This window comes from Ferribacterium limneticum, from assembly GCF_020510565.1.
In the GTDB taxonomy this organism is placed as follows: Bacteria; Pseudomonadota; Gammaproteobacteria; order Burkholderiales; family Rhodocyclaceae; genus Azonexus; species Azonexus limneticus_B.
This window is the reverse complement of record NZ_CP075189.1, coordinates 341,781-365,184: the sequence shown is the minus strand read 5'-3', so window position 1 is coordinate 365,184 and position 23,404 is coordinate 341,781. Positions and strand designations below refer to the sequence as shown.

24 protein-coding genes and 4 tRNA genes are annotated in these 23,404 nt (G+C 56.9%); all 28 read right to left on the bottom strand.

Annotated elements, in window-relative coordinates:
- Positions 1–23: 23 nt before the first annotated feature.
- A complete protein-coding gene (rpsQ, locus tag KI610_RS01785) occupies positions 24–290 on the bottom strand; it encodes a 30S ribosomal protein S17 (protein ID WP_117607652.1) in 267 nt (88 codons plus the stop codon).
- Complete coding sequence (rpmC, locus tag KI610_RS01780; RefSeq protein WP_117607651.1) at positions 287–481, bottom strand: 50S ribosomal protein L29; 195 nt, start codon at positions 479–481, stop codon at positions 287–289. The genes rpsQ and rpmC overlap by 4 nt, the downstream gene beginning before the upstream one ends.
- Positions 482–483: 2 nt before the next feature.
- Positions 484–897 (bottom strand): 50S ribosomal protein L16, encoded by a 414-nt coding sequence (gene rplP, locus KI610_RS01775; RefSeq protein WP_028994191.1) that lies wholly within the window; start codon positions 895–897, stop codon positions 484–486.
- Between the two features lies 1 nt (position 898).
- Entirely contained in the window at positions 899–1,678 is a 780-nt protein-coding gene (rpsC, locus tag KI610_RS01770) for a 30S ribosomal protein S3 (RefSeq protein WP_117607650.1), read from the bottom strand.
- Positions 1,679–1,687: 9 nt separating this feature from the next.
- Complete coding sequence (gene rplV / locus KI610_RS01765) at positions 1,688–2,017, bottom strand: 50S ribosomal protein L22 (protein WP_226497000.1); 330 nt, start codon at positions 2,015–2,017, stop codon at positions 1,688–1,690.
- A gap of 9 nt (positions 2,018–2,026) precedes the next feature.
- The gene (gene rpsS / locus KI610_RS01760; RefSeq protein ID WP_011286091.1) at positions 2,027–2,302 is read right to left on the bottom strand and encodes a 30S ribosomal protein S19; all 276 of its coding nucleotides are present in this window, start codon (positions 2,300–2,302) and stop codon (positions 2,027–2,029) included.
- A gap of 10 nt (positions 2,303–2,312) precedes the next feature.
- Positions 2,313–3,140 (bottom strand): 50S ribosomal protein L2, encoded by an 828-nt coding sequence (gene rplB, locus KI610_RS01755; protein ID WP_226496999.1) that lies wholly within the window; start codon positions 3,138–3,140, stop codon positions 2,313–2,315.
- On the bottom strand, positions 3,140–3,442 hold the full coding sequence (gene rplW / locus KI610_RS01750; protein WP_226496998.1) for a 50S ribosomal protein L23: 303 nt from the start codon (positions 3,440–3,442) through the stop codon (positions 3,140–3,142). Before rplW ends, rplB begins: the two co-directional genes overlap by 1 nt.
- Positions 3,439–4,062: a 50S ribosomal protein L4 gene (gene rplD, locus KI610_RS01745; protein ID WP_226496997.1), complete on the bottom strand. Its 624-nt coding sequence runs from the start codon at positions 4,060–4,062 to the stop codon at positions 3,439–3,441. The genes rplW and rplD overlap by 4 nt, the downstream gene beginning before the upstream one ends.
- Positions 4,063–4,071: 9 nt before the next feature.
- Positions 4,072–4,710, bottom strand: a complete 639-nt coding sequence (gene rplC, locus KI610_RS01740; RefSeq protein WP_226496996.1) for a 50S ribosomal protein L3 — start codon at positions 4,708–4,710, stop codon at positions 4,072–4,074.
- A gap of 109 nt (positions 4,711–4,819) precedes the next feature.
- Entirely contained in the window at positions 4,820–5,131 is a 312-nt protein-coding gene (gene rpsJ, locus KI610_RS01735; RefSeq protein WP_027456678.1) for a 30S ribosomal protein S10, read from the bottom strand.
- A 62-nt stretch (positions 5,132–5,193) separates the two neighbouring features.
- Positions 5,194–6,384, bottom strand: coding sequence for an elongation factor Tu (tuf, locus tag KI610_RS01730; RefSeq protein ID WP_117607634.1), 1,191 nt, complete (start codon positions 6,382–6,384; stop codon positions 5,194–5,196).
- 17 nt (positions 6,385–6,401) lie between these two features.
- Entirely contained in the window at positions 6,402–8,495 is a 2,094-nt protein-coding gene (fusA, locus tag KI610_RS01725; RefSeq protein ID WP_226403525.1) for an elongation factor G, read from the bottom strand.
- An 18-nt stretch (positions 8,496–8,513) separates the two neighbouring features.
- Positions 8,514–8,984, bottom strand: a complete 471-nt coding sequence (rpsG, locus tag KI610_RS01720; protein WP_226403524.1) for a 30S ribosomal protein S7 — start codon at positions 8,982–8,984, stop codon at positions 8,514–8,516.
- 110 nt (positions 8,985–9,094) lie between these two features.
- Positions 9,095–9,472, bottom strand: a complete 378-nt coding sequence (gene rpsL, locus KI610_RS01715; RefSeq protein ID WP_011286083.1) for a 30S ribosomal protein S12 — start codon at positions 9,470–9,472, stop codon at positions 9,095–9,097.
- Between the two features lie 158 nt (positions 9,473–9,630).
- Positions 9,631–13,842: a DNA-directed RNA polymerase subunit beta' gene (gene rpoC / locus KI610_RS01710; protein ID WP_226496995.1), complete on the bottom strand. Its 4,212-nt coding sequence runs from the start codon at positions 13,840–13,842 to the stop codon at positions 9,631–9,633.
- A 21-nt stretch (positions 13,843–13,863) separates the two neighbouring features.
- Positions 13,864–18,144 (bottom strand): DNA-directed RNA polymerase subunit beta, encoded by a 4,281-nt coding sequence (gene rpoB / locus KI610_RS01705; RefSeq protein WP_226496994.1) that lies wholly within the window; start codon positions 18,142–18,144, stop codon positions 13,864–13,866.
- 207 nt (positions 18,145–18,351) lie between these two features.
- Positions 18,352–18,723 carry a 50S ribosomal protein L7/L12 gene (rplL, locus tag KI610_RS01700; protein ID WP_117607640.1) on the bottom strand — a complete coding sequence of 124 codons (372 nt, stop codon included), beginning with the start codon at positions 18,721–18,723 and terminating at the stop codon, positions 18,352–18,354.
- Between the two features lie 38 nt (positions 18,724–18,761).
- Positions 18,762–19,259, bottom strand: coding sequence for a 50S ribosomal protein L10 (gene rplJ, locus KI610_RS01695; protein ID WP_226496993.1), 498 nt, complete (start codon positions 19,257–19,259; stop codon positions 18,762–18,764).
- Positions 19,260–19,488: 229 nt separating this feature from the next.
- Complete coding sequence (gene rplA / locus KI610_RS01690) at positions 19,489–20,184, bottom strand: 50S ribosomal protein L1 (RefSeq protein ID WP_226496992.1); 696 nt, start codon at positions 20,182–20,184, stop codon at positions 19,489–19,491.
- A 2-nt stretch (positions 20,185–20,186) separates the two neighbouring features.
- Entirely contained in the window at positions 20,187–20,618 is a 432-nt protein-coding gene (gene rplK, locus KI610_RS01685) for a 50S ribosomal protein L11 (protein WP_117607637.1), read from the bottom strand.
- Between the two features lie 106 nt (positions 20,619–20,724).
- Complete coding sequence (gene nusG, locus KI610_RS01680; RefSeq protein WP_226496991.1) at positions 20,725–21,258, bottom strand: transcription termination/antitermination protein NusG; 534 nt, start codon at positions 21,256–21,258, stop codon at positions 20,725–20,727.
- The gene (gene secE / locus KI610_RS01675; protein WP_226496990.1) at positions 21,255–21,608 is read right to left on the bottom strand and encodes a preprotein translocase subunit SecE; all 354 of its coding nucleotides are present in this window, start codon (positions 21,606–21,608) and stop codon (positions 21,255–21,257) included. The genes nusG and secE overlap by 4 nt, the downstream gene beginning before the upstream one ends.
- 24 nt (positions 21,609–21,632) lie before the next feature.
- Positions 21,633–21,708 (bottom strand) — tRNA-Trp (locus KI610_RS01670).
- 60 nt (positions 21,709–21,768) lie between these two features.
- The gene (gene tuf / locus KI610_RS01665) at positions 21,769–22,959 is read right to left on the bottom strand and encodes an elongation factor Tu (RefSeq protein ID WP_117607634.1); all 1,191 of its coding nucleotides are present in this window, start codon (positions 22,957–22,959) and stop codon (positions 21,769–21,771) included.
- Between the two features lie 53 nt (positions 22,960–23,012).
- Positions 23,013–23,087 (bottom strand) — tRNA-Thr (locus KI610_RS01660).
- A gap of 30 nt (positions 23,088–23,117) precedes the next feature.
- Positions 23,118–23,191, bottom strand: a tRNA-Gly gene (locus tag KI610_RS01655).
- A 39-nt stretch (positions 23,192–23,230) separates the two neighbouring features.
- Positions 23,231–23,315 (bottom strand) — tRNA-Tyr (locus KI610_RS01650).
- Positions 23,316–23,404 lie beyond the last annotated feature (89 nt).

The window sequence follows — 23,404 nt, the reverse complement described above, 5'->3', positions numbered from 1 at the left end:
GCAAGCATTTTAAGAAACTTTCGTTATACAACGATCGCCTTCTCAAGAACACTCGTCACTGCCCAGGTCTTGGTACGCGAAACCGGACGGGTTTCGACGATCTCGACGAGATCACCAGCCTTAGCCGAGTTGCCCTCGTTATGGGCATGATACTTCTTGGAACGAACCATCACCTTGCCGTACATGGGGTGCTTGACCTTGCGTTCGACGAGGACGGTAACCGTCTTTTCCATCTTGTCGCTGACAACGCGACCGACGAGAGTACGTTTGATACTGGTGGTTTCGCTCATTGCTGCACCGCCTTTTCACGGATAAGCGTGCGAACGCGAGCGATGTCGCGACGCACCTTGGACATTTGGCTGGTATTGGACAGCTGCTGGGTAGCAAGCTGCATACGCATACCGAACTGGGCCCTCAACAGGTCCAGCAATTCCTTGTTGAGCTCGTCCACGCTCTTGGTTCTCAATTCACTAGCTTTCATGATTACCCCAGATGACGAGTCACGAAGGTGGTGGCAATCGGCAACTTGGCGGCAGCGAGTGCAAAAGCTTCGCGCGCTAGGGCTTCATTGACACCATCCATCTCATACAGCACTTTGCCCGGCTGGATTTCGGCGACCCAGTACTCCGGATTACCCTTACCGTTACCCATACGAACCTCGGCCGGCTTCTTGGAAATCGGCTTGTCCGGGAAGATACGGATCCAGATGCGACCGCCACGCTTGATGTGGCGGGTCATGGCGCGACGAGCAGCTTCGATCTGACGCGCCGTCAGGCGGCCACGACCGGTTGCCTTGAGGCCCCACTCACCGAACGACACTTTCGTGCCGCGGGTGGCCAGACCTTCGTTGCGCCCCTTGTGTTCCTTACGGAACTTGCGGCGATTTGGTTGCAGCATGTTAAGCACCTGCCTTTCTTGCGCCCGGAGCGCCAGCACCATCAGCCTTCTTGACGGTGCGCGTACGCGGCTTGTCGCCCTCCGGCTTGCCCGGTGCACGACGCGGCCGACGATCGTCGGCCACCGGCTCGACAACTTCCGGCTGCTCGTTGCGATCCAGCATGTCGCCCTTGTAAACCCAGACCTTTATCCCGATGATGCCGTAGGTGGTCAGGGCTTCCGAGGTGGCGTAATCGATATCGGCGCGCAGGGTATGGAGCGGCACGCGGCCTTCGCGATACCATTCGCTACGAGCGATTTCAGCACCATTCAGACGACCAGCGCTCATCACCTTGATGCCCTGGGCACCGAGACGCATGGCGTTTTGCATGGCGCGCTTCATCGCACGACGGAACATTATGCGCTTTTCGAGTTGCTGGGCAATCGAATCAGCAATCAGCTGGGCATCGATTTCCGGCTTGCGGATTTCTTCGATCGACACATGGACGGGAACGCCCATGATGCGCTGAAGATCCGTACGCAGTTGTTCGATGTCTTCGCCCTTCTTGCCGATGACCACACCTGGACGAGCCGAGTAGATGGTGACACGGGCGTTCTTGGCCGGACGCTCGATCAGCACACGACCCACAGAGGCGTGCGCCAGCTTGCGCTTGAGATACTCACGAACCTTGATGTCTTCGTTGAGCATGCCCGGGAAATCCTTGCTATTGGCGTACCAGCGCGAACCCCAGTTCTTGGTGACTGCCAGGCGGAAGCCAGTCGGATGTATTTTCTGTCCCATGGCTCTTCCTTAGTTACCAACGGTCAGATAGATATGGCAGGTCGGCTTGACGATCCGATTGCCACGACCCTTGGCGCGCGCCGTAAAGCGCTTGAGCACCATGCCTTTTTCAACGTAGATGGTTTTCACCGTCAGTTCGTCGATATCAGCACCATCGTTGTGCTCGGCGTTGGCGATTGCCGACTCCAGCACTTTCTTGACGATACCGGCGCCCTTTTTGGGGCAGAAAGCCAGGATGTTCAGAGCCTGGCCAACCGGCTTGCCGCGCACGAGGTCCGCAACCAAGCGACCCTTTTGCGCAGAGAGGCGTACGCCTCGCAAATTTGCACGAGTTTCCATGTCAGCTCCTTACTTCTTGGCCTTCTTGCCGGCGGTGTGACCCTTGAACGTGCGGGTCAGCGAGAACTCGCCGAGCTTGTGACCGACCATATTTTCGGTAACGAACACCGGAATATGCTGCTTGCCGTTATGCACCGCAATCGTCAGGCCGATGAACTCGGGGAGGATCGTCGAACGACGCGACCATGTCTTGATCGGGCGCTTGTCGCTGGTGGCGCGGACTGCTTCGACTTTGTCGATCAGATGCGCATCAACAAACGGGCCCTTTTTGAGAGAACGTCCCATTTCCTACCCCTTAACGCTTGTGACGGCGCTGAACGATCATGCTGTTCGTGCGCTTGTTGCTGCGGGTGCGGTAACCCTTGGTGGGCTGACCCCACGGATTGACTGGCACGCGACCTTCGCCGGTCTTGCCTTCACCACCACCATGGGGGTGATCAACCGGGTTCATGGCTGTACCGCGAACGGTCGGGCGAATACCACGCCAACGCATAGCACCGGCTTTGCCGAACTTGCGCAGGTTGTGTTCTTCGTTGCCAACTTCACCGATGGTGGCGCGACATTCGACATGCACGCGACGCACTTCGCCGGAGCGGAGGCGGATCTGAGCATACGAACCTTCACGGGCCAGCAGCTGGACGGAGGTACCGGCCGAGCGGGCGATTTGCGCGCCCTTGCCAGGCAGCATCTCGACACAGCAGATGGTCGTACCAACCGGAATGTTGCGGATCGGCAGGGCGTTGCCCGACTTGATCGGCGCCTCCGAGCCGCTCATGATCGCCTGACCCACGACCATGCCCTTGTTGGCGATGATGTAGCGACGCTCACCGTCGGCATAGCACAGCAGTGCGATGTTGGCGGTACGGTTCGGATCGTATTCCAGACGCTCAACCTTGGCCGGAATGCCGTCCTTGTTGCGCTTGAAATCGATGACGCGGTAAGCCTGCTTGTGACCGCCGCCCTGATGGCGAACGGTAATGCGGCCATTGTTGTTGCGACCGGCGTTGCCAGACTTGGCTTCAACCAGCGGGGCGAACGGCTTGCCCTTGTGCAGGTTGGGATTAACCACCTGAACAACGGCGCGACGACCCGGGGAAGTCGGCTTGACTTTAACGAGTGCCATTACGCATTCCCCCCTTCAACAAAATTCAGTTCCTGGCCCGGCTTGAGGCTCACGTAGGCTTTCTTCCAGCCCTTGCGACGACCGACCGCACCCTTGAACCGCTTGACCTTGCCCTTAACGTTGGCGACCTGAACGGCACCGACTTCAACCTTGAACAGCAGTTCAACGGCAGCCTTGATTTCCGGCTTGGTGGCATCGGAAGCGACGCGGAAGATCACCTGGTTGTGCCTGTCAGCAACGTAGGTGGCCTTCTCGGAGATTTGCGGTGCCAGCAGCACCTGCATCAGACGCTCTTGATTCATCCCCACATCTCCTCGAACTTGGCCACGGCGTTCTTGGTCACGAGGACCTTGGGGAAGCGGACCAGGGAAACCGGATCGGCTTCCTGGGCTTCCAGCACCAGAACATTGGGCAGGTTGCGCGACGAGAGATAGAGGTTCTCGCTCAGCGCGTCGGTGATGACCAGAAGCTTGCCTTCGAGACCCAGATCCTTGAGCTTCTGCATGAAAAGCTTGGTCTTGGGCGCATCGACGGACAGATCGTCGATGACGACGAGACGGTCCTGGCGAGCCAACTCGGAGAGGATCGCAGCCATGCCGGCGCGGAACATCTTCTTGTTAACCTTCTGGCTGAAATTCTCTTCTGGAGAATTCGGGAAAATACGACCGCCTCCACGCCACAGCGGGCTGCCATTGCTACCAGCACGGGCACGACCCGTACCCTTTTGGCGCCACGGCTTGGTGGTGGTATGACGGACTTCGGAGCGATCCTTCTGCTGACGGTCGCCGGAACGTGCGTTAGCCTGGTAGGCAACGACGATCTGGTGAACCAGCGCTTCATTGAAATCGCGACCGAACAGCACATCGGAAGCCTGCAGCTTGGCGGATTCCTGGCCTTGTTCGTTAATTACCTTGAGTTCCATGTCGCCCCCTTAGCCCTTGACTGCCGGACGCACGACGACGTCAGAACCCTTGGCGCCGGGAACGGCACCCTTGACCAGCAACAGCTGGCGGTCAGCATCAACGCGAACAATCGTCAGCCCCTGCATGGTCGACTGAACATCGCCCATATGCCCGGCCATGCGCTTACCCGGAAAAACACGACCCGGATCCTGCGCCATACCGATGGAACCCGGCGCGTTATGCGACAGCGAGTTACCATGGGTTGCACGGTTTGAACTGAAATTGTGGCGCTTGATACCACCCTGGAAACCCTTACCGATGGAGCTACCGGTCACATCAACCTTTTGCCCTTCGGCAAAAATGGTGACGGCAACCTGGTCGCCCGCCTTGAAAGAGGCGAGCTGATCAGCACCGATCAGGAACTCCTTGAGCACATGCCCGGCTTCGACACCCGCCTTGGCCAGATGGCCAGCAAGGGGCTTCGAAACACGAGAGGCACGGCGCTTGCCGAATGCGACCTGAATGGCTGAGTAGCCATCGATCTCCGGCGTTTTTACTTGGGTCACTCGGTTGTTAGACACGTCAAGCACAGTTACCGGAATGGACGCACCATCCTCGGCAAAAATGCGAGTCATGCCAACCTTGCGACCAACAAGGCCTAGACTCATGGTTATTCTCCTCATCGCCGGCTGCGATTGGCCGGTCGATGTAAAACAACAAACGGGCAGCCGTCGCCGGCCACCCCCGAAAGGCGCGGATTATATCCGCTAACCCTTATTACTGCAACTTGATTTCGACGTCCACGCCAGCTGGCAGATCCAGCTTCATCAGCGCATCAACGGTCTTGTCAGTCGGATCAACGATATCCATCAGACGCAGATGGGTACGAATTTCCAACTGATCACGGGAAGCCTTATTGACGTGCGGCGAACGCAGGATGTCAAAGCGCTGTTTGCGAGTTGGCAACGGCACGGGACCGCGAACAACCGCACCGGTACGCTTGGCGGTTTCGACGATTTCCTGAGCGGATTGATCGATCAGGCGATAGTCGAAGGCCTTGAGACGGATACGAATTTTCTGGTTTTGCATGTTTGGCTTCCAAAGAGCGATGGGGTGAAGCGAGCCTCACCCCGGATTATTAAAAGAACGAATTACTCGATGATCTTGGCGACGACGCCGGCGCCGACGGTACGACCGCCTTCACGGATGGCGAAGCGCAGACCTTCTTCCATGGCGATCGGAGCGATCAGCTTGATGGTCATGGCGATGTTGTCGCCAGGCATCACCATCTCGACGCCTTCCGGCAGGTCGATGGAGCCGGTCACGTCGGTCGTACGGAAGTAGAACTGGGGACGGTAACCATTGAAGAACGGGGTGTGACGACCGCCTTCGTCCTTGGACAGGATGTACACTTCCGAGGTGAAGTGGGTGTGCGGCTTGACAGAGCCCGGCTTGCACAGCACTTGGCCGCGCTCGACGTCTTCACGCTTGGTTCCACGCAGCAGTGCGCCAACGTTGTCGCCGGCCTGACCTTGGTCGAGTAGCTTGCGGAACATTTCAACACCGGTGCAGGTGGTCTTGACGGTCGGACGGATACCAACGATTTCGATTTCTTCGCCAACCTTGACCACCCCACGCTCGATACGACCAGTCACCACGGTGCCGCGACCCGAGATGGAGAAGACGTCTTCAACCGGCATCAGGAAGGGCTGGTCAATCGCACGTTCCGGGGTCGGAATGTAGGAGTCCAGAGCATCAGCCAGACGGAAGATGGAGGGTTCGCCGATTTCGGACTGGTCGCCTTCGAGCGCCTTCAGGGCAGAGCCGTGAATGATCGGGGTGTCGTCGCCCGGGAAGTCGTACTTGGAGAGGAGCTCACGGAGTTCCATTTCGACGAGTTCGAGCAGTTCGGCGTCGTCAACCATGTCGCACTTGTTCATGAACACGAGAACGTACGGTACGCCAACTTGACGAGCCAGCAGGATGTGCTCGCGGGTCTGCGGCATCGGGCCGTCAGCGGCGGAACAGACAAGAATGGCGCCGTCCATCTGGGCAGCACCGGTAATCATGTTCTTGACGTAGTCAGCGTGACCCGGGCAATCAACGTGGGCGTAGTGACGATTGGCGGTTTCGTATTCGACGTGGGCGGTGTTGATGGTAATACCGCGAGCCTTTTCTTCCGGCGCCGCGTCGATTTCGTCATACTTCTTGGCCGAACCACCAAACTTGGCGGACAGCACCGTCGTGATCGCCGCCGTCAGCGTCGTCTTGCCATGGTCAACGTGACCAATCGTGCCAACGTTTACGTGCGGCTTCGTACGTTCAAATTTCTCTTTTGCCATTATCCGTTCTCCCGCAATTATTTCTTGTTAATGACCGCCTCGGCGACGTTCTTCGGCGCTTCGGTGTAGTGTTTGAATTCCATCGAGTAGGTAGCCCGACCTTGCGACAGGGAGCGCACGGAGGTCGAGTAACCGAACATTTCAGACAGGGGGACTTCGGCCTTGATGACCTTGATGCCGCCAACCTGGTCTTCCATACCCTGAACGATGCCGCGACGGGAAGAAAGGTCGCCCATGACGTTACCCATGTACTCTTCTGGCGTTTCGACTTCAACCGCCATCATCGGCTCGAGGAGCGTAGGACTGGCTTTCTTCATACCTTCCTTGAAGGCCATCGAAGCAGCCATGCGGAACGCATTTTCGTTCGAGTCAACATCGTGGTAGGAACCGTCGAACAGCGTAAACTTGACATCAACCACCGGGAAGCCAGCCAGAACACCGCTGGTCACCGCATCGCGCAGCCCCTTGTCGACCGCCGGGATGAATTCGCGCGGAACCACGCCACCCTTGATGGCATCAACGAATTCGTAGCCCTTGCCGGCTTCGTTCGGCTCGATCTTGAGCCAGACGTGGCCGAATTGACCGCGACCGCCGGACTGCTTGACGAACTTGCCTTCCTGCTCAACCGACTTCTTGATGCACTCGCGGTAGGCCACTTGCGGGGCGCCAACGGTTGCTTCGACGTTGAATTCGCGACGCATGCGATCGACCAGAATTTCCAGGTGCAGTTCGCCCATACCGGAAATGATGGTCTGACCGGACTCTTCGTCGGTACGCACGCGGAAGGACGGATCTTCCTGGGCCAGACGACCGAGAGCCAGACCCATCTTTTCCTGGTCGGCCTTGGTCTTCGGCTCGACGGCAACGTGAATCACCGGCTCCGGGAAGATCATGCGTTCCAGCGTGATGACCTTTTGCGGATCACACAGGGTGTCACCGGTCGTCGCTTCCTTGAGACCAACGGCAGCAGCGATGTCGCCAGCACGCACTTCCTTGATTTCTTCACGCTGGTTGGCGTGCATCTGCAGAATACGACCCAGACGTTCCTTACGACCCTTGACCGGGTTGTAAACGGTATCACCGGAGTTGATCACGCCGGAATAGACGCGGAAGAAGATCAGCTGGCCGACGAAGGGATCGGTCATGATCTTGAAAGCCAGGGCCGAGAAAGCCTCGTCGTCGGCAGCACGACGCTCGCCTTCGGATTCGTTCTCGAGAATGCCCTTGACCGGCGGAATATCAACCGGCGACGGCAGCAGCTCAATCACGGCGTCGAGCATCTTCTGCACGCCCTTGTTCTTGAACGCGGTACCGCACAGCATGGGCTGGATTTCGCAGGCGATGGTGCGGGTACGCAGACCGAAGATGATGTCGGCTTCCGACAGTTCGCCTTCTTCCAGGTACTTGTTCATCAGCTCTTCGGTGGCTTCGGCAGCCGCCTCGACCATCTGTTCGCGCCAGCTGGCGGCATCGTCGGCCAGTTCGGCGGGGATGTCACGGGCATCGTATTTCATGCCCTGGGAAGCTTCGTCCCAGTAGATGGCCTTCATCTTGATCAGGTCAACCACACCCTCGAACTTGTCTTCAGCCCCGATAGGGATGACGATAGGCACGGGGTTGGCCTTCAGGCGCAGCTTGAGCTGGTCAACAACGCGAAAAAAGTTGGCGCCGGAGCGGTCCATCTTGTTCACGAAGGCGAGACGCGGCACGCCGTACTTGTTGGCCTGACGCCACACGGTTTCCGACTGCGGCTGAACGCCACCAACCGCACAGTAAACCATGCAGGCAGCGTCAAGAACACGCATCGAGCGCTCGACTTCAATCGTGAAGTCAACGTGACCCGGGGTGTCGATGATGTTGATGTGGTGCGGCTGGAACTGCTTGTCCATGCCACTCCAGAAACAGGTCGTCGCAGCCGAGGTAATGGTGATACCACGTTCCTGCTCCTGCTCCATCCAGTCCATGGTGGCGGCGCCATCATGCACTTCACCGATCTTGTGGTTAACACCGGTGTAGTAAAGGATGCGCTCTGTCGTTGTCGTCTTGCCGGCGTCGATGTGCGCGCTGATACCGATATTGCGGTAGCGCTCGATGGGAGTTTTGCGTGCCACGTTAAAGCCCTTTGAAAATTAGAAGCGGAAGTGAGCGAAGGCCTTGTTGGCATCAGCCATGCGGTGCACTTCGTCACGCTTCTTGACGGCACCACCACGGTTTTCAGCGGCTTCCAGCATTTCGGCAGCAAGGCGCTGACCCATGGACTTCTCGGAACGCTTGCGGGCAGACTCTCGCAACCAGCGCATGGCAAGCGCAGCGCGACGAGCCGGGCGAACTTCGACCGGAACCTGGTAGTTGGCACCACCGACGCGGCGCGATTTCACTTCGACCATCGGACGAACGTTTGCCATCGCAGAAGCGAAGACTTCGAGCGGATCCTTGCCTGACTTGCTGGTGATGATATCGAAAGCACCATAGACGATGCGTTCGGCAACAGATTTTTTGCCGCTTTGCATGATGGCGTTTACAAACTTGGAGACATCGACATTGCCGAACTTCGGATCCGGGAGAATGTCACGCTTGGGTACTTCACGACGACGGGGCATATTGACCTCTATTAAACACGATTCAGTTGAAAAGCCGGGCTAGGGTTTTACCCTCCCGGCCTCTCCCGACCGCCCAAGGGGACGGCCACTTACTTAAGCCACTAATTGAATTAAGCAGCCTTCGGACGCTTGGCCCCGTATTTTGAACGGGACTGCTTACGATCCTTGACACCCTGCGTATCGAGGGAGCCGCGCACAGTGTGGTAACGCACACCCGGCAAGTCCTTGACACGACCACCACGGATCAGGACCACAGAGTGCTCCTGCAGATTGTGACCTTCACCACCGATATAGGAAATGACTTCGAAGCCATTCGTCAGACGAACCTTGCAAACCTTACGGAGAGCGGAGTTCGGCTTTTTTGGGGTGGTAGTATAAACACGGGTACAGACACCACGCTTCTGCGGGCACTTTTCCAGAGCAGGAACCTTGCTCTTGGCCTTTTCGGCTACGCGCGGCTTGCGCACGAGCTGGTTAATGGTCGGCATATCAAACTTCCTTCAACGGCCGGGCACAGAATGACTGGTACACGACGGCTATTTTGTTATCCAAAGCGGAGACAATGATTAGCCCCCGCCGACAAAGACCATAAATTCTATGGCCGATCAAGCCCCTTGTCAACGAGACAAGGGGCTTGCCTACAGACTTACAGACCCTGATCGCTGGCTTGCGTTGCGTTTTCTGCAGCAGACTCGTCGACCGGCAGTATTGCCGCCGACTCTTCGCTGGCCAGCTGAGCCTTGCGGCTGCGATGGTAAGCGAGCCCCGTACCGGCCGGGATGAGGCGGCCGACGATAACGTTTTCCTTGAGACCACGGAGTTCGTCGCGCTTGCCCATGATCGCAGCCTCGGTGAGAACCCGCGTCGTCTCCTGGAAGGAGGCCGCCGAGATGAACGAATCAGTGGATAGCGATGCCTTGGTGATACCCAGTAGCATGTGGTCGAAATTGGCCGGGATCTTGCCATCGGCAATCGCCCGGTCATTTTCGGCCAGCAACTCGGCACGCTCCACCTGCTCCGACTTGATGAACTTCGTATCACCCGGTTCGGTGATGGCGACACGACGAAGCATCTGGCGAACGATCACTTCAATGTGCTTGTCGTTGATCTTGACGCCCTGCAGACGATAAACGTCTTGGACTTCGTCAGTAATGTAGCGGGCCAGTGCCTCGACGCCCTGCAGACGCAGGATGTCATGCGGATCCGGTTCGCCTTCGACGATCTTTTCACCCTTGTTGACAACCTGGCCATCGTGCACCAGAACGTGCTTATCCTTAGGAATCAGGTACTCGTGGGTGGTGCCATCAAGATCGGTAATGATCAGACGCTGCTTGCCCTTCGTATCTTTGCCGAAGCCGATGGTACCCGTGTATTCCGCCAGGACCGAGGCATCCTTCGGGGTGCGAGCTTCGAACAATTCGGCAACGCGCGGCAGACCTCCGGTAATGTCGCGCGTCTTGGCGGACTCTTGCGGCATACGGGCCAGCACATCGCCAACACCAACCTGCTGACCATCCAGTACAGAGATGATGGAGCCAACCTGGAAAGCGATGGAAACGGTGTGATCGCTACCAGCGACACGGACTTCCTGACCGTTTTCGTCAAGCAACTTGACGACAGGACGAACACCTTTCACTGCAGCCTTGCCACCGCGCTTGTGGTCGATAACCACTAGCGTAGAAAGACCGGTCACATCGTCAACCTGTTTGGCAACGGTAACGCCTTCTTCGACGTTTTCAAAGCGAGCCGTACCAGCGTATTCTGTGATGATTGGGCGGGTATGCGGATCCCAGGTCGCCAGTTTTGTCCCAGCCTTGACAGACTTCCCTTCATCAACCGAAAGCATCGCACCATACGGCACTTTGTGACGCTCACGCTCGCGGCCATGATCGTCGACGATCAGTACTTCGCCCGAACGCGAAATGACCACCTTCTCGCCCTTGGCGCTCGTGACATAACGCATGTTTGAGGTATAACGCACCGTACCAGCCGACTTGCCCTCAACTTTGTCCGCCACGGCGGCACGGGAAGCCGCGCCACCCACGTGGAAGGTACGCATGGTGAGCTGGGTACCCGGCTCGCCGATCGACTGAGCTGCAATAACACCAACAGCCTCACCTGCATTGACCATAGTGCCACGACCAAGATCGCGACCATAACATTGGGCACACAGGCCATAACGCGTATCGCAGGTCAGCGGGGTACGAACCTTGACCTCGTCAATACCAAGTTTGTCGATCAGATCGACCAAGTCTTCGTCCAGCATGGTGCCGGCGAAGATGACCGACTCCTGGGTTTCCGGATCAACCAGATCGTCGACGACGACGCGACCGAGAATCCGTTCGCGCAGAGCTTCGATGACTTCGCCGCCTTCGACCAGTGCCTTGACAACGAAACCGTTACGGGTACCGCAGTCGTCTTCGGTAATGACCAAGTCCTGCGTCACATCGACCAAGCGACGCGTCAAGTAACCAGAGTTCGCCGTCTTCAGCGCCGTGTCGGCCAGACCTTTACGTGCGCCGTGCGTTGAGATGAAGTACTGGAGAACGTTCAGACCTTCGCGGAAGTTGGTCGTGATCGGGGTTTCGATAATCGAGCCATCCGGCTTCGCCATCAGGCCGCGCATACCGGCCAGCTGACGAATCTGGGCAGCCGAGCCGCGAGCGCCGGAGTCCGCCATCATGTAGATGGAGTTGAAGGAATCCTGCTTAACCTTCTTGCCGTGGCGATCGACCGTTTCTTCGTGGCCGAGTTCGTCCATCATGACCTTGGCGACCTGGTCACCTGTGCGCCCCCAGATATCGACGACCTTGTTGTAACGTTCGCCGTTGGTGACCAGACCGTTGGTGTACTGGGTCTCAATTTCCTTAACCTCGGCTTCGGCTTCGGCAATGATCTCGTACTTCTTGGCCGGAACGCGCATGTCGTCGGAACAAAAGGAGATGCCGGCACGAGTTGCCAGAGCGTATCCATTCTGCATTAATTTGTCGGCAAAGACCACCGTTTCCTTCAGGCCGCAGCGACGGAATGACTCGTCGATGAGTTTGGAGATTTCCTTTTTCTTCAGGGCACGGTCGATCGACTTGAACGGCAGACCCTTCGGCAGAATCTTGGAAAGCAGCGCACGGCCAGCGGTCGTTTCGACACGGACCATCTTTTCAACGAACTCGCCATCGACCACAGCCGGATCGTATTGCTTGAGGCGGACCGAGATACGCGAGTGGACGTCGAGTTGACCGGCCGCCATGGCGCGTTCGATTTCATTGGTGTCGGCGAAGTACATGCCCTCGCCCTTGCCGTTGATCTTCTCGCGGGTCGCGTAGTACAGACCCAGCACGATGTCTTGCGACGGCACGATGATCGGCTGGCCGTTAGCAGGCGACAGCACGTTGTTCGAGGCCAGCATCAGAGTGCGGGCTTCCATCTGCGCTTCAAGCGAGAGCGGGACGTGGACAGCCATTTGGTCACCGTCGAAGTCGGCGTTGAACGCCGCGCAAACGAGGGGATGAAGCTGGATGGCCTTGCCTTCGATCAAGGTCGGTTCGAACGCCTGGATACCCAGACGGTGCAGGGTCGGTGCCCGGTTGAGCATGACCGGATGTTCGCGGATGACATCTTCGAGGATGTCCCACACCACCGGCTCCTGGCCTTCAACCATCTTCTTGGCCTGCTTGATGGTCGTGGCGTAGCCGAGCACTTCCAGCTTGTGGAAGATAAAGGGCTTGAACAGTTCGAGCGCCATCAGCTTGGGCAGGCCGCACTGATGCAGCTTGAGCTGCGGACCGACCACGATGACCGAACGGCCCGAGTAATCGACGCGCTTGCCAAGCAGATTCTGACGGAAACGACCGCCCTTACCCTTGATCATGTCGGCCAGCGATTTGAGCGGACGCTTGTTGGCGCCGGTCATGGCCTTGCCGCGACGACCGTTGTCGAGCAGCGAGTCAACCGACTCCTGGAGCATGCGCTTCTCGTTGCGGACGATGATTTCCGGAGCCTTCAGCTCGAGCAGGCGCTTGAGACGGTTGTTCCGGTTGATGACTCGACGATAGAGATCGTTCAGGTCGGAGGTGGCAAAGCGGCCACCATCGAGCGGAACCAGCGGACGCAGGTCCGGCGGCAACACCGGCAGGACTTCAAGGATCATCCAGTCCGGCTTGATACCCGATTTCTGGAAACCCTCAAGAATCTTTAGACGCTTGGCCAGCTTCTTGTTCTTGGCTTCCGAACCGGTGACTTCGAGTTCGGCGCGCAGGGATTCGACTTCAGTATTGAGGTCGAGATTGCGCAGCAGTTCACGGATGCCTTCGGCGCCCATGAAGGCGACGAACTCGTCGCCGTGCTCTTCCATCATTTCCAGATACTGCTCTTCGGTGAGTAACTGAGCGCGCTGGAGATTGCTGACCATGCCCGGATCGGTGACGACGTAGGCTTCGAAATAAAGCACGCGTTCGATGTCGCGCAGGGTCATGTCGAGCACCATGCCGAGACGCGACGGCAGGGATTTGAGGAACCAGATGTGGGCAGTCGGCGAGGCCAGTTCGATGTGCCCCATGCGGTCGCGACGAACCTTGGCCAGCGTTACTTCGACGCCGCACTTCTCGCAGATCACGCCACGATGCTTGAGGCGCTTGTACTTGCCGCAAAGGCACTCGTAGTCCTTAATCGGGCCAAAGATCTTGGCGCAGAACAGACCATCACGTTCCGGCTTGAAGGTGCGATAGTTGATGGTTTCCGGCTTCTTGACTTCACCGTAGGACCAGGAACGGATCTTTTCGGGCGAGGCGAGACCAATGGTAATCGCGTCAAATTCCTCTTCCGCCGTTACCTGCTTGAATAGATCGAGCAATGCTTTCATCGTTTAACTCCCAGCCCTAAATCAGTAACGTTCCAGATCGATATCGATCGCCAGCGAACGGATTTCCTTGACCAGCACATTGAAGGATTCCGGCATCCCGGCATCGATCCTGTGCTCGCCCTTGACGATGTTTTCGTACACCTTCGTACGACCATTCACGTCATCGGACTTCACGGTCAGCATTTCCTGCAGCACATACGATGCGCCGTAGGCTTCGAGGGCCCACACTTCCATTTCACCGAAGCGCTGGCCACCAAACTGGGCCTTGCCGCCCAGCGGTTGCTGAGTAACCAGCGAGTACGGGCCGGTCGAGCGGGCGTGCATCTTGTCGTCAACCAAGTGATGTAGCTTCAGATAGTGCATGTATCCAACCGTCACCTTACGCTCGAATGCCTCGCCAGTACGGCCGTCGAACAAGGTCATCTGACCGGAAGAGGGCATGCCTGCCATCGCCAGCATAGCCTTGATTTCCTCTTCCTTGGCACCGTCGAAAACAGGCGTTGCGAACGGCACGCCGTTGGTCAGGTTACCAGCCATTTCGAGGACTTCAGTATCGTTCAACTCCTCGAGATTCTCGGACTTGCCACTGGAATTGTAGATCTGGTCCAGGAAACCGCGAACTTCCTTGGCGCTGGACTGGGCGCGCAGCATGGCGCCAATTTTGTGACCAAGGCCCTTGGCAGCGAGACCGAGGTGAACCTCAAGAATCTGACCAACGTTCATCCGTGACGGCACACCCAGCGGGTTCAGCACGATATCAACCGGGCTGCCATCTTCCATGTGAGGCATGTCTTCAACCGGCAGGATGCGGGACACAACACCCTTGTTACCGTGACGACCAGCCATCTTGTCACCCGGCTGCAGACGACGCTTCACTGCAACATAGACCTTGACCATCTTCTGGACGCCCGGCGGCAGTTCGTCGCCCTGCGTCAGCTTCTTGCGCTTGCCTTCGAAAGCAATGTCGAAGTCCTTGCGGGCTTGCTCCAGACCATCCTTGACCTGCTCCAGTTGCTGGGCCACCTCATCGTCGGCAAGACGAATGTCGAACCAGTGATGAGGATCCATGCCATCAAGATAATCCTTCTCGACCACCGAACCCTTGGCCAGCTTCTTCGGGCCGCCATTGGCCTTCTTGCCGAGGATCAGACGTTCGACACGAGCAAAGGCGTCGCGTTCAACAATACGCATCTGGTCGGCGAGGTCGAGCTTGTAGTGACGCAGATGCTCGTCAATGATCGACTGGGCACGCTTGTCGCGCTCGATACCTTCGCGGGTGAACACCTGAACGTCGATAACGGTACCGGCGATGCCCGACGGGACGCGCAGCGAGGTGTCCTTAACATCAGAAGCCTTTTCGCCGAAGATGGCGCGCAACAGCTTCTCTTCGGGCGTCAACTGGGTTTCGCCCTTGGGGGTGACCTTGCCAACGAGCACGTCGGCAGCTTCAACTTCGGCGCCGATGTAAACGATGCCGGAATCATCCAGACGGGACAGTTGCGACTCACCCAGCGATGCGATATCGCGGGTAATTTCTTCAGGGCCAAGCTTGGTGTCGCGAGCGACGACCGTCAATTCCTCGATGTGAATCGAGGTATAACGGTCTTCGGCCACAACGCGTTCGGAGATCAAAATCGAGTCTTCGAAGTTGTAGCCGTTCCAAGGCATAAAGGCGATCAGCATGTTCTGACCAAGAGCCAACTCACCCTTGTCGGTCGAAGCGCCATCTGCCACCACGTCGCCCTTGGCGATGTGGTCGCCCACTCTTACCAGCGGGCGCTGGTTGATATTGGTGTTCTGGTTGGAACGGGTGTACTTGACCAAATTATAAATATCGACACCAACTTCACCTGCAATGGTTTCATCATCATTAACGCGGACCACGACGCGTGCGGCATCAACATAGTCAACTTTGCCACCGCGCAGTGCAACCACGGCCGTACCAGAGTCGACCGCAACAGTACGCTCGATGCCGGTGCCAACCAGCGGTTTTTCCGGACGCAAGCAAGGAACTGCCTGGCGCTGCATGTTGGCACCCATCAAGGCGCGGTTCGCGTCATCGTGCTCGAGGAAGGGAATCAGCGAGGCTGCAACGGACACGATCTGGCCTGGAGCAACGTCCATGTATTGAACACGCGCTGGCTCGGCCAGAATCGTTTCGCCCTTTTCGCGGCAAGTGACAAGGTCATCGGACAGACGGCCCTCGAGCAGCGAGGCGTTGGCCTGAGCGACGACGTAGTTACCTTCTTCAATAGCCGACAGATATTCGATCTGATCGGTAACTTGGCTATCCACTACCTTGCGGTATGCGGTTTCGATGAAGCCATAGCTATTGACACGAGCAAACAGAGCTAACGAGTTGATCAGGCCAATATTCGGACCTTCCGGCGTTTCGATCGGGCAGACACGACCATAGTGGGTGGGATGCACGTCACGCACCTCGAAGCCTGCACGCTCGCGTGTCAGACCACCTGGGCCAAGGGCCGAAACACGGCGCTTATGGGTGATTTCCGACAGCGGGTTGGTTTGGTCCATAAACTGCGACAGTTGGCTGGAACCGAAAAATTCCTTGATAGCAGCACTGATCGGCTTGGCATTGATCAGATCATGGGGCATCAGGTTGTCAGACTCAGCTTGCGACAAACGCTCTTTGACTGCACGTTCAACCCGAACCAAACCTGCACGGAACTGATTTTCGGCCAGTTCGCCAACGGAACGAACGCGACGGTTACCCAAGTGATCGATATCGTCGATTTCACCGCGACCATTACGCAGTTCGACGAGGATCTTGATGACTTCAACAATGTCGCGCGGCGACAGGGTCAGTTGCTCGCGCACTTCAATATTGGCACCGAGCGGCTTGATCTTGGCGGCGAGCGCTTCGGCTTCCGCCAGCGTGACATTTTCGACCATGGCGCGGGCACCATAGGGCATCAAGCCGACTAAATCCTGAATGGCAGACAGTGCAAAACCGGAAGCTTCGGCCAGGTTTTTCAGCGCTGCTTCGGCCTTTGAGGCAAGACCCTTGAGCATCAGCTTGTATTCAATGACGTCAGGGCGAGTCAGGCGACGATTGAATTTCATCCGACCAACGCCCGACAGATCGTAGCGTTCGTCGGAATAGAACAAACCATTGAACAGTATTTCGACAGCCTCTTCCGTTGGCGGCTCACCTGGACGCATCATGCGATATATGGCAACACGGGCGGCTTGGCGGGTGGCTGTTTCGTCGGAACGCAGCGTGTTCGAAATAAACGAGCCACGATCGAGTTCGTTTGTGTACAGGGTTTCGATCGTAAAAATCTCGGATTCGCGCAATTTGGCGAGTAAGGTCTCGGTAATTTCGTCATTGGCGTTTGCGACAACTTCTCCAGTCGCCTTGTCAATGATGTTCTTGGCGACGACGCGCCCGACCAGAAACTCCTCTGGCACAGCAATTTGCTTGATGGCAGCAGTTGCAATATCACGAATGTGCTTGGCGGTAATACGCTTGTCTTTGGCAACAATAACCTTGCCATCAGGAGCGACGAAGTCGAATCGAGCGACTTCGCCACGCAAGCGTTCCGGAACCAGAGTGAACTCGATTTTATCCTTGGCTAGCAGGAAAGTATCGAACTCGAAGAACTGCGCAAGGATTTCCTCGGAAGACATGCCGATAGCCTTGAGCAGCGTGGTAACGGGCATCTTGCGACGACGGTCTACGCGGAAGAACAGCGTGTCTTTCGGATCAAATTCGAAATCCAGCCATGAGCCACGGTAAGGAATCACGCGAGCAGAGAAAAGCAGCTTGCCGGAGCTATGGGTTTTGCCGCGGTCATGCTCGAAAAATACACCAGGAGAGCGATGCAACTGAGAAACGATAACCCGTTCGGTACCATTGATCACGAAGGAACCGTTGGTCGTCATCAAAGGCATTTCGCCCATGTAAACTTCCTGCTCCTTGACTTCTTTCACCGTATCCGGTGCTTCTCGATCCATGATGACCAAACGGACCTTCGCACGCAGCGACGAGGCAAAGGTCAGACCACGTTGCTGGCATTCCGTGACATCAAATGCCGGCTCACCCAGCATATAGCTGACGAACTCCAAGCGAGCGTTGCCAGAATGCGAAACGATAGGAAATATGGAGGTGAATGCAGCCTGCAAGCCCTCATTTTTCCGCCGCTCTGGAGCGACGCCGTCTTGCAGAAAATCCTTGAAAGACTGCAACTGGGTCGCCAACAAGTAAGGGACGTCAAGCACGCTGGCGCGCTTAGCGAAGCTCTTGCGGATGCGTTTCTTCTCGGTGAAGGAGTAAGTCATGGTAACTCCGTGAGGATGGAATCAAACGTTGAACCTGAGAAAACAGGCAAACGCAAACGAACTCTCCTCCCCGGAAGGGAAGAAGAAAGCATCGTTTGCGTTTGCCAACTGGCGTTATTCAAGTTCGTTTTTGGGGGTGTATAAGCCTGCAATACAAAGCACAAAAGGGCTGGCGACAAAGTCGCCAGCCCGCTTGCGAAGCGTCGATTACTTGACTTCGACCTTGGCGCCTGCGTCTTCCAGTTGCTTCTTGAGGGCTTCTGCATCAGCCTTGGAAACACCTTCCTTGACTGCCTTCGGAGCGCCATCAACCAGATCCTTGGCTTCCTTGAGGCCCAGGCCGGTAACAGCACGGACGACCTTGATAACTTCGACCTTCTTGTCGCCAGCTGCGTTCAGCATGACGGTGAATTCGGTCTGCTCTTCGACAGCGGCAGCTGCACCACCTGCCGGGCCTGCAACGGCGACGGCAGCGGCGGAAACGCCAAACTTCTCTTCGAATGCCTTGACCAGGTCATTCAGTTCCATAACGGTCAGGGAGCCTACGGCTTCCAGGATGTCTTCTTTGCTAATTGCCATTTCAATAAACTCCTAAATCAGTTCGTATGCGGTAGGGATCAAGCGACGGCTTCTTCGCGCTGGGTAGCCAGGGCAGCCAGACCGCGGACGAAGCCGGCGACCGGAGCTTGCATGACGTACAGCAGCTTGGAGAGCAGCTCTTCGCGGCTCGGGACGGACGCAAGCGCCTGCACACCAGCCTTGTCGAGCACATTGCCGGCGTAGGAGCCAGCCTTGAGTACCAATTTGTCGTTGGTTTTAGCGAAATCGCTAAGCACCTTCGCGGCAGCCACGGGATCGGCGGATACGCTGTAAATCAGCGGACCGACCATGTGATCTGCCAAGCCTGCGAACGGGGTGTCCGCGACGGCGCGACGCACCAAGGTATTCTTCAACACGCGCAGATAGACGCCAGATTCGCGAGCCTTCTTGCGCAGCACGGTGAGGTCACCGACCTCAATGCCACGATATTCGGCAATCGCGATAGTCTGGGCGTTGGCTACTTGTGCCGATACCTCAGCTACAACCGCTTTTTTGTCGTTCAGATTGAGACCCACAGGTCTTTCCTCCTTTCAAGTCATAACACGACGGGAAGAATTTCCCGCCGCACCTACGGCGACCTGAACCAGAAGCTATGCCGCCCGTTGCCGGTCAGCAGAAAATCTTGTTCTGGGACACCGTCTGCGCAGGGTGCTTTCGCGATTAAGCCTTGTTACCAAGGCGCCTGCGGTCTTTGACGATCTGCCGGTGATTGCTTACGCAGCCACCGGCAGCCCAAAGTACTTTTTAGCCAACCAGCGTGGCCTGATCGACGCGAACGCCGGGGCCCATCGTGGCAGCAACAGCAACCTTGCGAAGATACTGCCCCTTGGAAGAAGCCGGCTTCGCCTTGTTCAATGCATCGATCAGCGCCTTGAGGTTGGACTCGAGGCTTTCGACCGAGAACGATGCACGACCGATGGTGGCGTGAATGATGCCAGCCTTGTCCGTACGGTACTGAACCTGACCTGCTTTTGCATTCTTCACGGCGGTAACGACATCCATCGTCACAGTACCAACCTTCGGATTCGGCATCAGACCGCGCGGACCGAGAATCTGGCCAAGTTGGCCGACGATCTTCATGGCATCTGGCGTCGCAATGACGACATCGAAATTCAGGTTACCAGCCTTGACTTCGGCAGCCAGATCGTCGAAACCGACGACTTCAGCACCGGCAGCCTTGGCGGCCTCGGCCTTTTCGCCCTGGGCGAAAACGGCAACGCGAACGGACTTGCCGGTACCTGCGGGAAGAACGACGGAACCACGAACAACCTGGTCAGATTTACGTGCATCAACACCCAGGTTGACGGCAACGTCAATCGATTCGTCGAACTTGGCAGTTGCGGTTTCCTTGGCCAGCGTCAGCGCTTCCTGAACCGGATAGAGTTTCATCGCAACGATCTTGCCCTGTACGGACTTTTGCTTTTTGGTGAGCTTAGCCATGATTACAGACCCTCTACCGTAATGCCCATGGAGCGGGCGGAACCAGCGATGGTGCGAACAGCGGCTTCCATGTCGGCAGCAGTCAAATCGGGCATCTTGGTCTTGGCAATTTCTTCAGCCTGGGCACGGGTGATCTTGCCAACCTTGTCGGTATGCGGCTTGGCCGAACCGGACTTGATGCCAGCAGCCTTCTTGATCAGGATCGTGGCCGGCGGTGTCTTCATCACAAAAGTGAAGGACTTGTCCGCAAAGGCGGTGATCACGACAGGAATCGGCAGACCCGGCTCGACACCTTGCGTCTGGGCGTTGAAGGCCTTGCAGAATTCCATGATATTCAGACCGCGCTGACCGAGGGCGGGGCCGATAGGGGGCGACGGATTTGCTTTGCCAGCAGGCACTTGCAGCTTGATATAACCAATAATCTTCTTGGCCATAATTGCTCCTTATTGATGAGTGGTAGCGCGCTTTCACGGAAACACTTCCGCTACCGGCACTCCTCTTGCCGAAACAAAGGGCTTTCGGCTTGCCCTAAAACTGCGATCAGGCCTTTTCGACCTGACCAAACTCCAGCTCGACCGGCGTAGCGCGACCAAAAATGGTCACCGAAACACGGATGCGATTTTTTTCGTAATTGACGTCTTCAACCGCACCGTGGAAGTCGGTAAACGGACCTTCCTTGACGCGCACAACTTCGCCAACTTCAAACAGCACCTTCGGACGGGGCTTCTCAACACCCTCCTGCATTTGCTGCATGATTTTTTCAACTTCTTTTTCAGAAATCGGCGTGGGTTTGGTCGCCGTACCGCCGACAAAACCAGTAACCTTGGGCGTGTTCTTCACCAAGTGCCAGGAATCGTCATCCATTTCCATTTCGCACAGCACGTAGCCCGGGAAGAACTTGCGCTCAGAGATGGCCTTCTGGCCATTCTTCATTTCAACAACTTCCTCAACCGGCACCAGAATGCGGCCAAATTTTTCCTGCATACCAAGGCGCTCAATGCGCTCCAAAATTGCGCGCATGACGCTCTTTTCGAAGCCCGAGTAAGCGTGAACGACGTACCAGCGTTTACTCATGATTTCTTCCAGCCCAAGACCAGGTCGTAAAGAACCCACTCAAGGCTTTTGTCAGTGAGATACAGGAAGATCGCCATCACTACAACAAAAGCGAAAACCGCCCCAGTCGTCTGCATGGTTTCCTTGCGGCTAGGCCAAACAACTTTCTTGGCCTCGACAACTGCCTCGTTCGCAAACATGAAAAAGCGTTGCCCAGGCTCGGTTTTCCAAGCTACAGCAGTCGCCAGCGCCAACCCAACGAGGACCGCCAGGACGCGCAAAATCATTGCCTGCTCGGAGAGCAGGTAGAAGCCAGCCACGCCAGCCGCCAGAATAACCAGCGCCAGCGCAAACTTGATCTTGTCAACCATGAAATTCGCGATCTTTAAAGAGAGTGGCAGGGGCGGAGGGAATCGAACCCCCGACCTACGGTTTTGGAAACCGTTGCTCTACCAATTGAGCTACACCCCTGCGGCAGAAACATCAAAGCGCCTCGGTTGCCCGAAGCGCCTTGATTACAAAAATTACCGATTACTCGATGATCTTGGCGACGACGCCGGCGCCGACGGTACGACCGCCTTCACGGATGGCGAAGCGCAGACCTTCTTCCATGGCGATCGGAGCGATCAGCTTGATGGTCATGGCGATGTTGTCGCCAGGCATCACCATCTCGACGCCTTCCGGCAGGTCGATGGAGCCGGTCACGTCGGTCGTACGGAAGTAGAACTGGGGACGGTAACCATTGAAGAACGGGGTGTGACGACCGCCTTCGTCCTTGGACAGGATGTACACTTCCGAGGTGAAGTGGGTGTGCGGCTTGACAGAGCCCGGCTTGCACAGCACTTGGCCGCGCTCGACGTCTTCACGCTTGGTTCCACGCAGCAGTGCGCCAACGTTGTCGCCGGCCTGACCTTGGTCGAGTAGCTTGCGGAACATTTCAACACCGGTGCAGGTGGTCTTGACGGTCGGACGGATACCAACGATTTCGATTTCTTCGCCAACCTTGACCACCCCACGCTCGATACGACCAGTCACCACGGTGCCGCGACCCGAGATGGAGAAGACGTCTTCAACCGGCATCAGGAAGGGCTGGTCAATCGCACGTTCCGGGGTCGGAATGTAGGAGTCCAGAGCATCAGCCAGACGGAAGATGGAGGGTTCGCCGATTTCGGACTGGTCGCCTTCGAGCGCCTTCAGGGCAGAGCCGTGAATGATCGGGGTGTCGTCGCCCGGGAAGTCGTACTTGGAGAGGAGCTCACGGAGTTCCATTTCGACGAGTTCGAGCAGTTCGGCGTCGTCAACCATGTCGCACTTGTTCATGAACACGAGAACGTACGGTACGCCAACTTGACGAGCCAGCAGGATGTGCTCGCGGGTCTGCGGCATCGGGCCGTCAGCGGCGGAACAGACAAGAATGGCGCCGTCCATCTGGGCAGCACCGGTAATCATGTTCTTGACGTAGTCAGCGTGACCCGGGCAATCAACGTGGGCGTAGTGACGATTGGCGGTTTCGTATTCGACGTGGGCGGTGTTGATGGTAATACCGCGAGCCTTTTCTTCCGGCGCCGCGTCGATTTCGTCATACTTCTTGGCCGAACCACCAAACTTGGCAGACAGCACCGTCGTGATCGCCGCCGTCAGCGTCGTCTTGCCATGGTCAACGTGACCAATCGTGCCAACGTTTACGTGCGGTTTGGTACGCTCGAATTTTTCCTTAGCCATTCCAGTTCCTCAATAATCAAATAAATAAAAAATCCAGAATCCAAGCTAATCGGTGGTGCCCATGGGCAGGATCGAACTGCCGACCTCTCCCTTACCAAGGGAGTGCTCTACCACTGAGCCACATGGGCCTACCTTAAAACTCCAGCCGTACTGCGATATGGAGCGGGTGAAGGGAATCGAACCCTCGTCTTAAGCTTGGAAGGCTTCAGCTCTACCATTGAGCTACACCCGCTTATTACGCCCGCAACACAGGCTGCTACAGCATTTAATCTGGTGGAGGGGGAAGGATTCGAACCTTCGAAGGCAGAGCCGACAGATTTACAGTCTGTTCCCGTTGACCGCTTGGGTACCCCTCCGGAAGAACCCGGGATTATCCGGACGACCACCAGCCCTGTCAACACCAAAAAACAGAAAAGCCGGCATATAGCCGGCTTTTTCCGCTTTC

Bases quoted from the DNA above. Each gene is read 5' to 3' on its own strand.
- rpsQ (WP_117607652.1), bottom strand. From the start codon at position 290: ATGAGCGAAACCACCAGTATCAAACGTACTCTCGTCGGTCGCGTTGTC.
- rpmC (WP_117607651.1), bottom strand. From the start codon at position 481: ATGAAAGCTAGTGAATTGAGAACCAAGAGCGTGGACGAGCTCAACAAG.
- rplP (WP_028994191.1), bottom strand. From the start codon at position 897: ATGCTGCAACCAAATCGCCGCAAGTTCCGTAAGGAACACAAGGGGCGC.
- rpsC (WP_117607650.1), bottom strand. From the start codon at position 1,678: ATGGGACAGAAAATACATCCGACTGGCTTCCGCCTGGCAGTCACCAAG.
- rplV (WP_226497000.1), bottom strand. From the start codon at position 2,017: ATGGAAACTCGTGCAAATTTGCGAGGCGTACGCCTCTCTGCGCAAAAG.
- rpsS (WP_011286091.1), bottom strand. From the start codon at position 2,302: ATGGGACGTTCTCTCAAAAAGGGCCCGTTTGTTGATGCGCATCTGATC.
- rplB (WP_226496999.1), bottom strand. From the start codon at position 3,140: ATGGCACTCGTTAAAGTCAAGCCGACTTCCCCGGGTCGTCGCGCCGTT.
- rplW (WP_226496998.1), bottom strand. From the start codon at position 3,442: ATGAATCAAGAGCGTCTGATGCAGGTGCTGCTGGCACCGCAAATCTCC.
- rplD (WP_226496997.1), bottom strand. From the start codon at position 4,062: ATGGAACTCAAGGTAATTAACGAACAAGGCCAGGAATCCGCCAAGCTG.
- rplC (WP_226496996.1), bottom strand. From the start codon at position 4,710: ATGAGTCTAGGCCTTGTTGGTCGCAAGGTTGGCATGACTCGCATTTTT.
- rpsJ (WP_027456678.1), bottom strand. From the start codon at position 5,131: ATGCAAAACCAGAAAATTCGTATCCGTCTCAAGGCCTTCGACTATCGC.
- tuf (WP_117607634.1), bottom strand. From the start codon at position 6,384: ATGGCAAAAGAGAAATTTGAACGTACGAAGCCGCACGTAAACGTTGGC.
- rpsG (WP_226403524.1), bottom strand. From the start codon at position 8,984: ATGCCCCGTCGTCGTGAAGTACCCAAGCGTGACATTCTCCCGGATCCG.
- rpsL (WP_011286083.1), bottom strand. From the start codon at position 9,472: ATGCCGACCATTAACCAGCTCGTGCGCAAGCCGCGCGTAGCCGAAAAG.
- rpoC (WP_226496995.1), bottom strand. From the start codon at position 13,842: ATGAAAGCATTGCTCGATCTATTCAAGCAGGTAACGGCGGAAGAGGAA.
- rpoB (WP_226496994.1), bottom strand. From the start codon at position 18,144: ATGACTTACTCCTTCACCGAGAAGAAACGCATCCGCAAGAGCTTCGCT.
- rplL (WP_117607640.1), bottom strand. From the start codon at position 18,723: ATGGCAATTAGCAAAGAAGACATCCTGGAAGCCGTAGGCTCCCTGACC.
- rplA (WP_226496992.1), bottom strand. From the start codon at position 20,184: ATGGCTAAGCTCACCAAAAAGCAAAAGTCCGTACAGGGCAAGATCGTT.
- rplK (WP_117607637.1), bottom strand. From the start codon at position 20,618: ATGGCCAAGAAGATTATTGGTTATATCAAGCTGCAAGTGCCTGCTGGC.
- nusG (WP_226496991.1), bottom strand. From the start codon at position 21,258: ATGAGTAAACGCTGGTACGTCGTTCACGCTTACTCGGGCTTCGAAAAG.
- secE (WP_226496990.1), bottom strand. From the start codon at position 21,608: ATGGTTGACAAGATCAAGTTTGCGCTGGCGCTGGTTATTCTGGCGGCT.
- tuf (WP_117607634.1), bottom strand. From the start codon at position 22,959: ATGGCTAAGGAAAAATTCGAGCGTACCAAACCGCACGTAAACGTTGGC.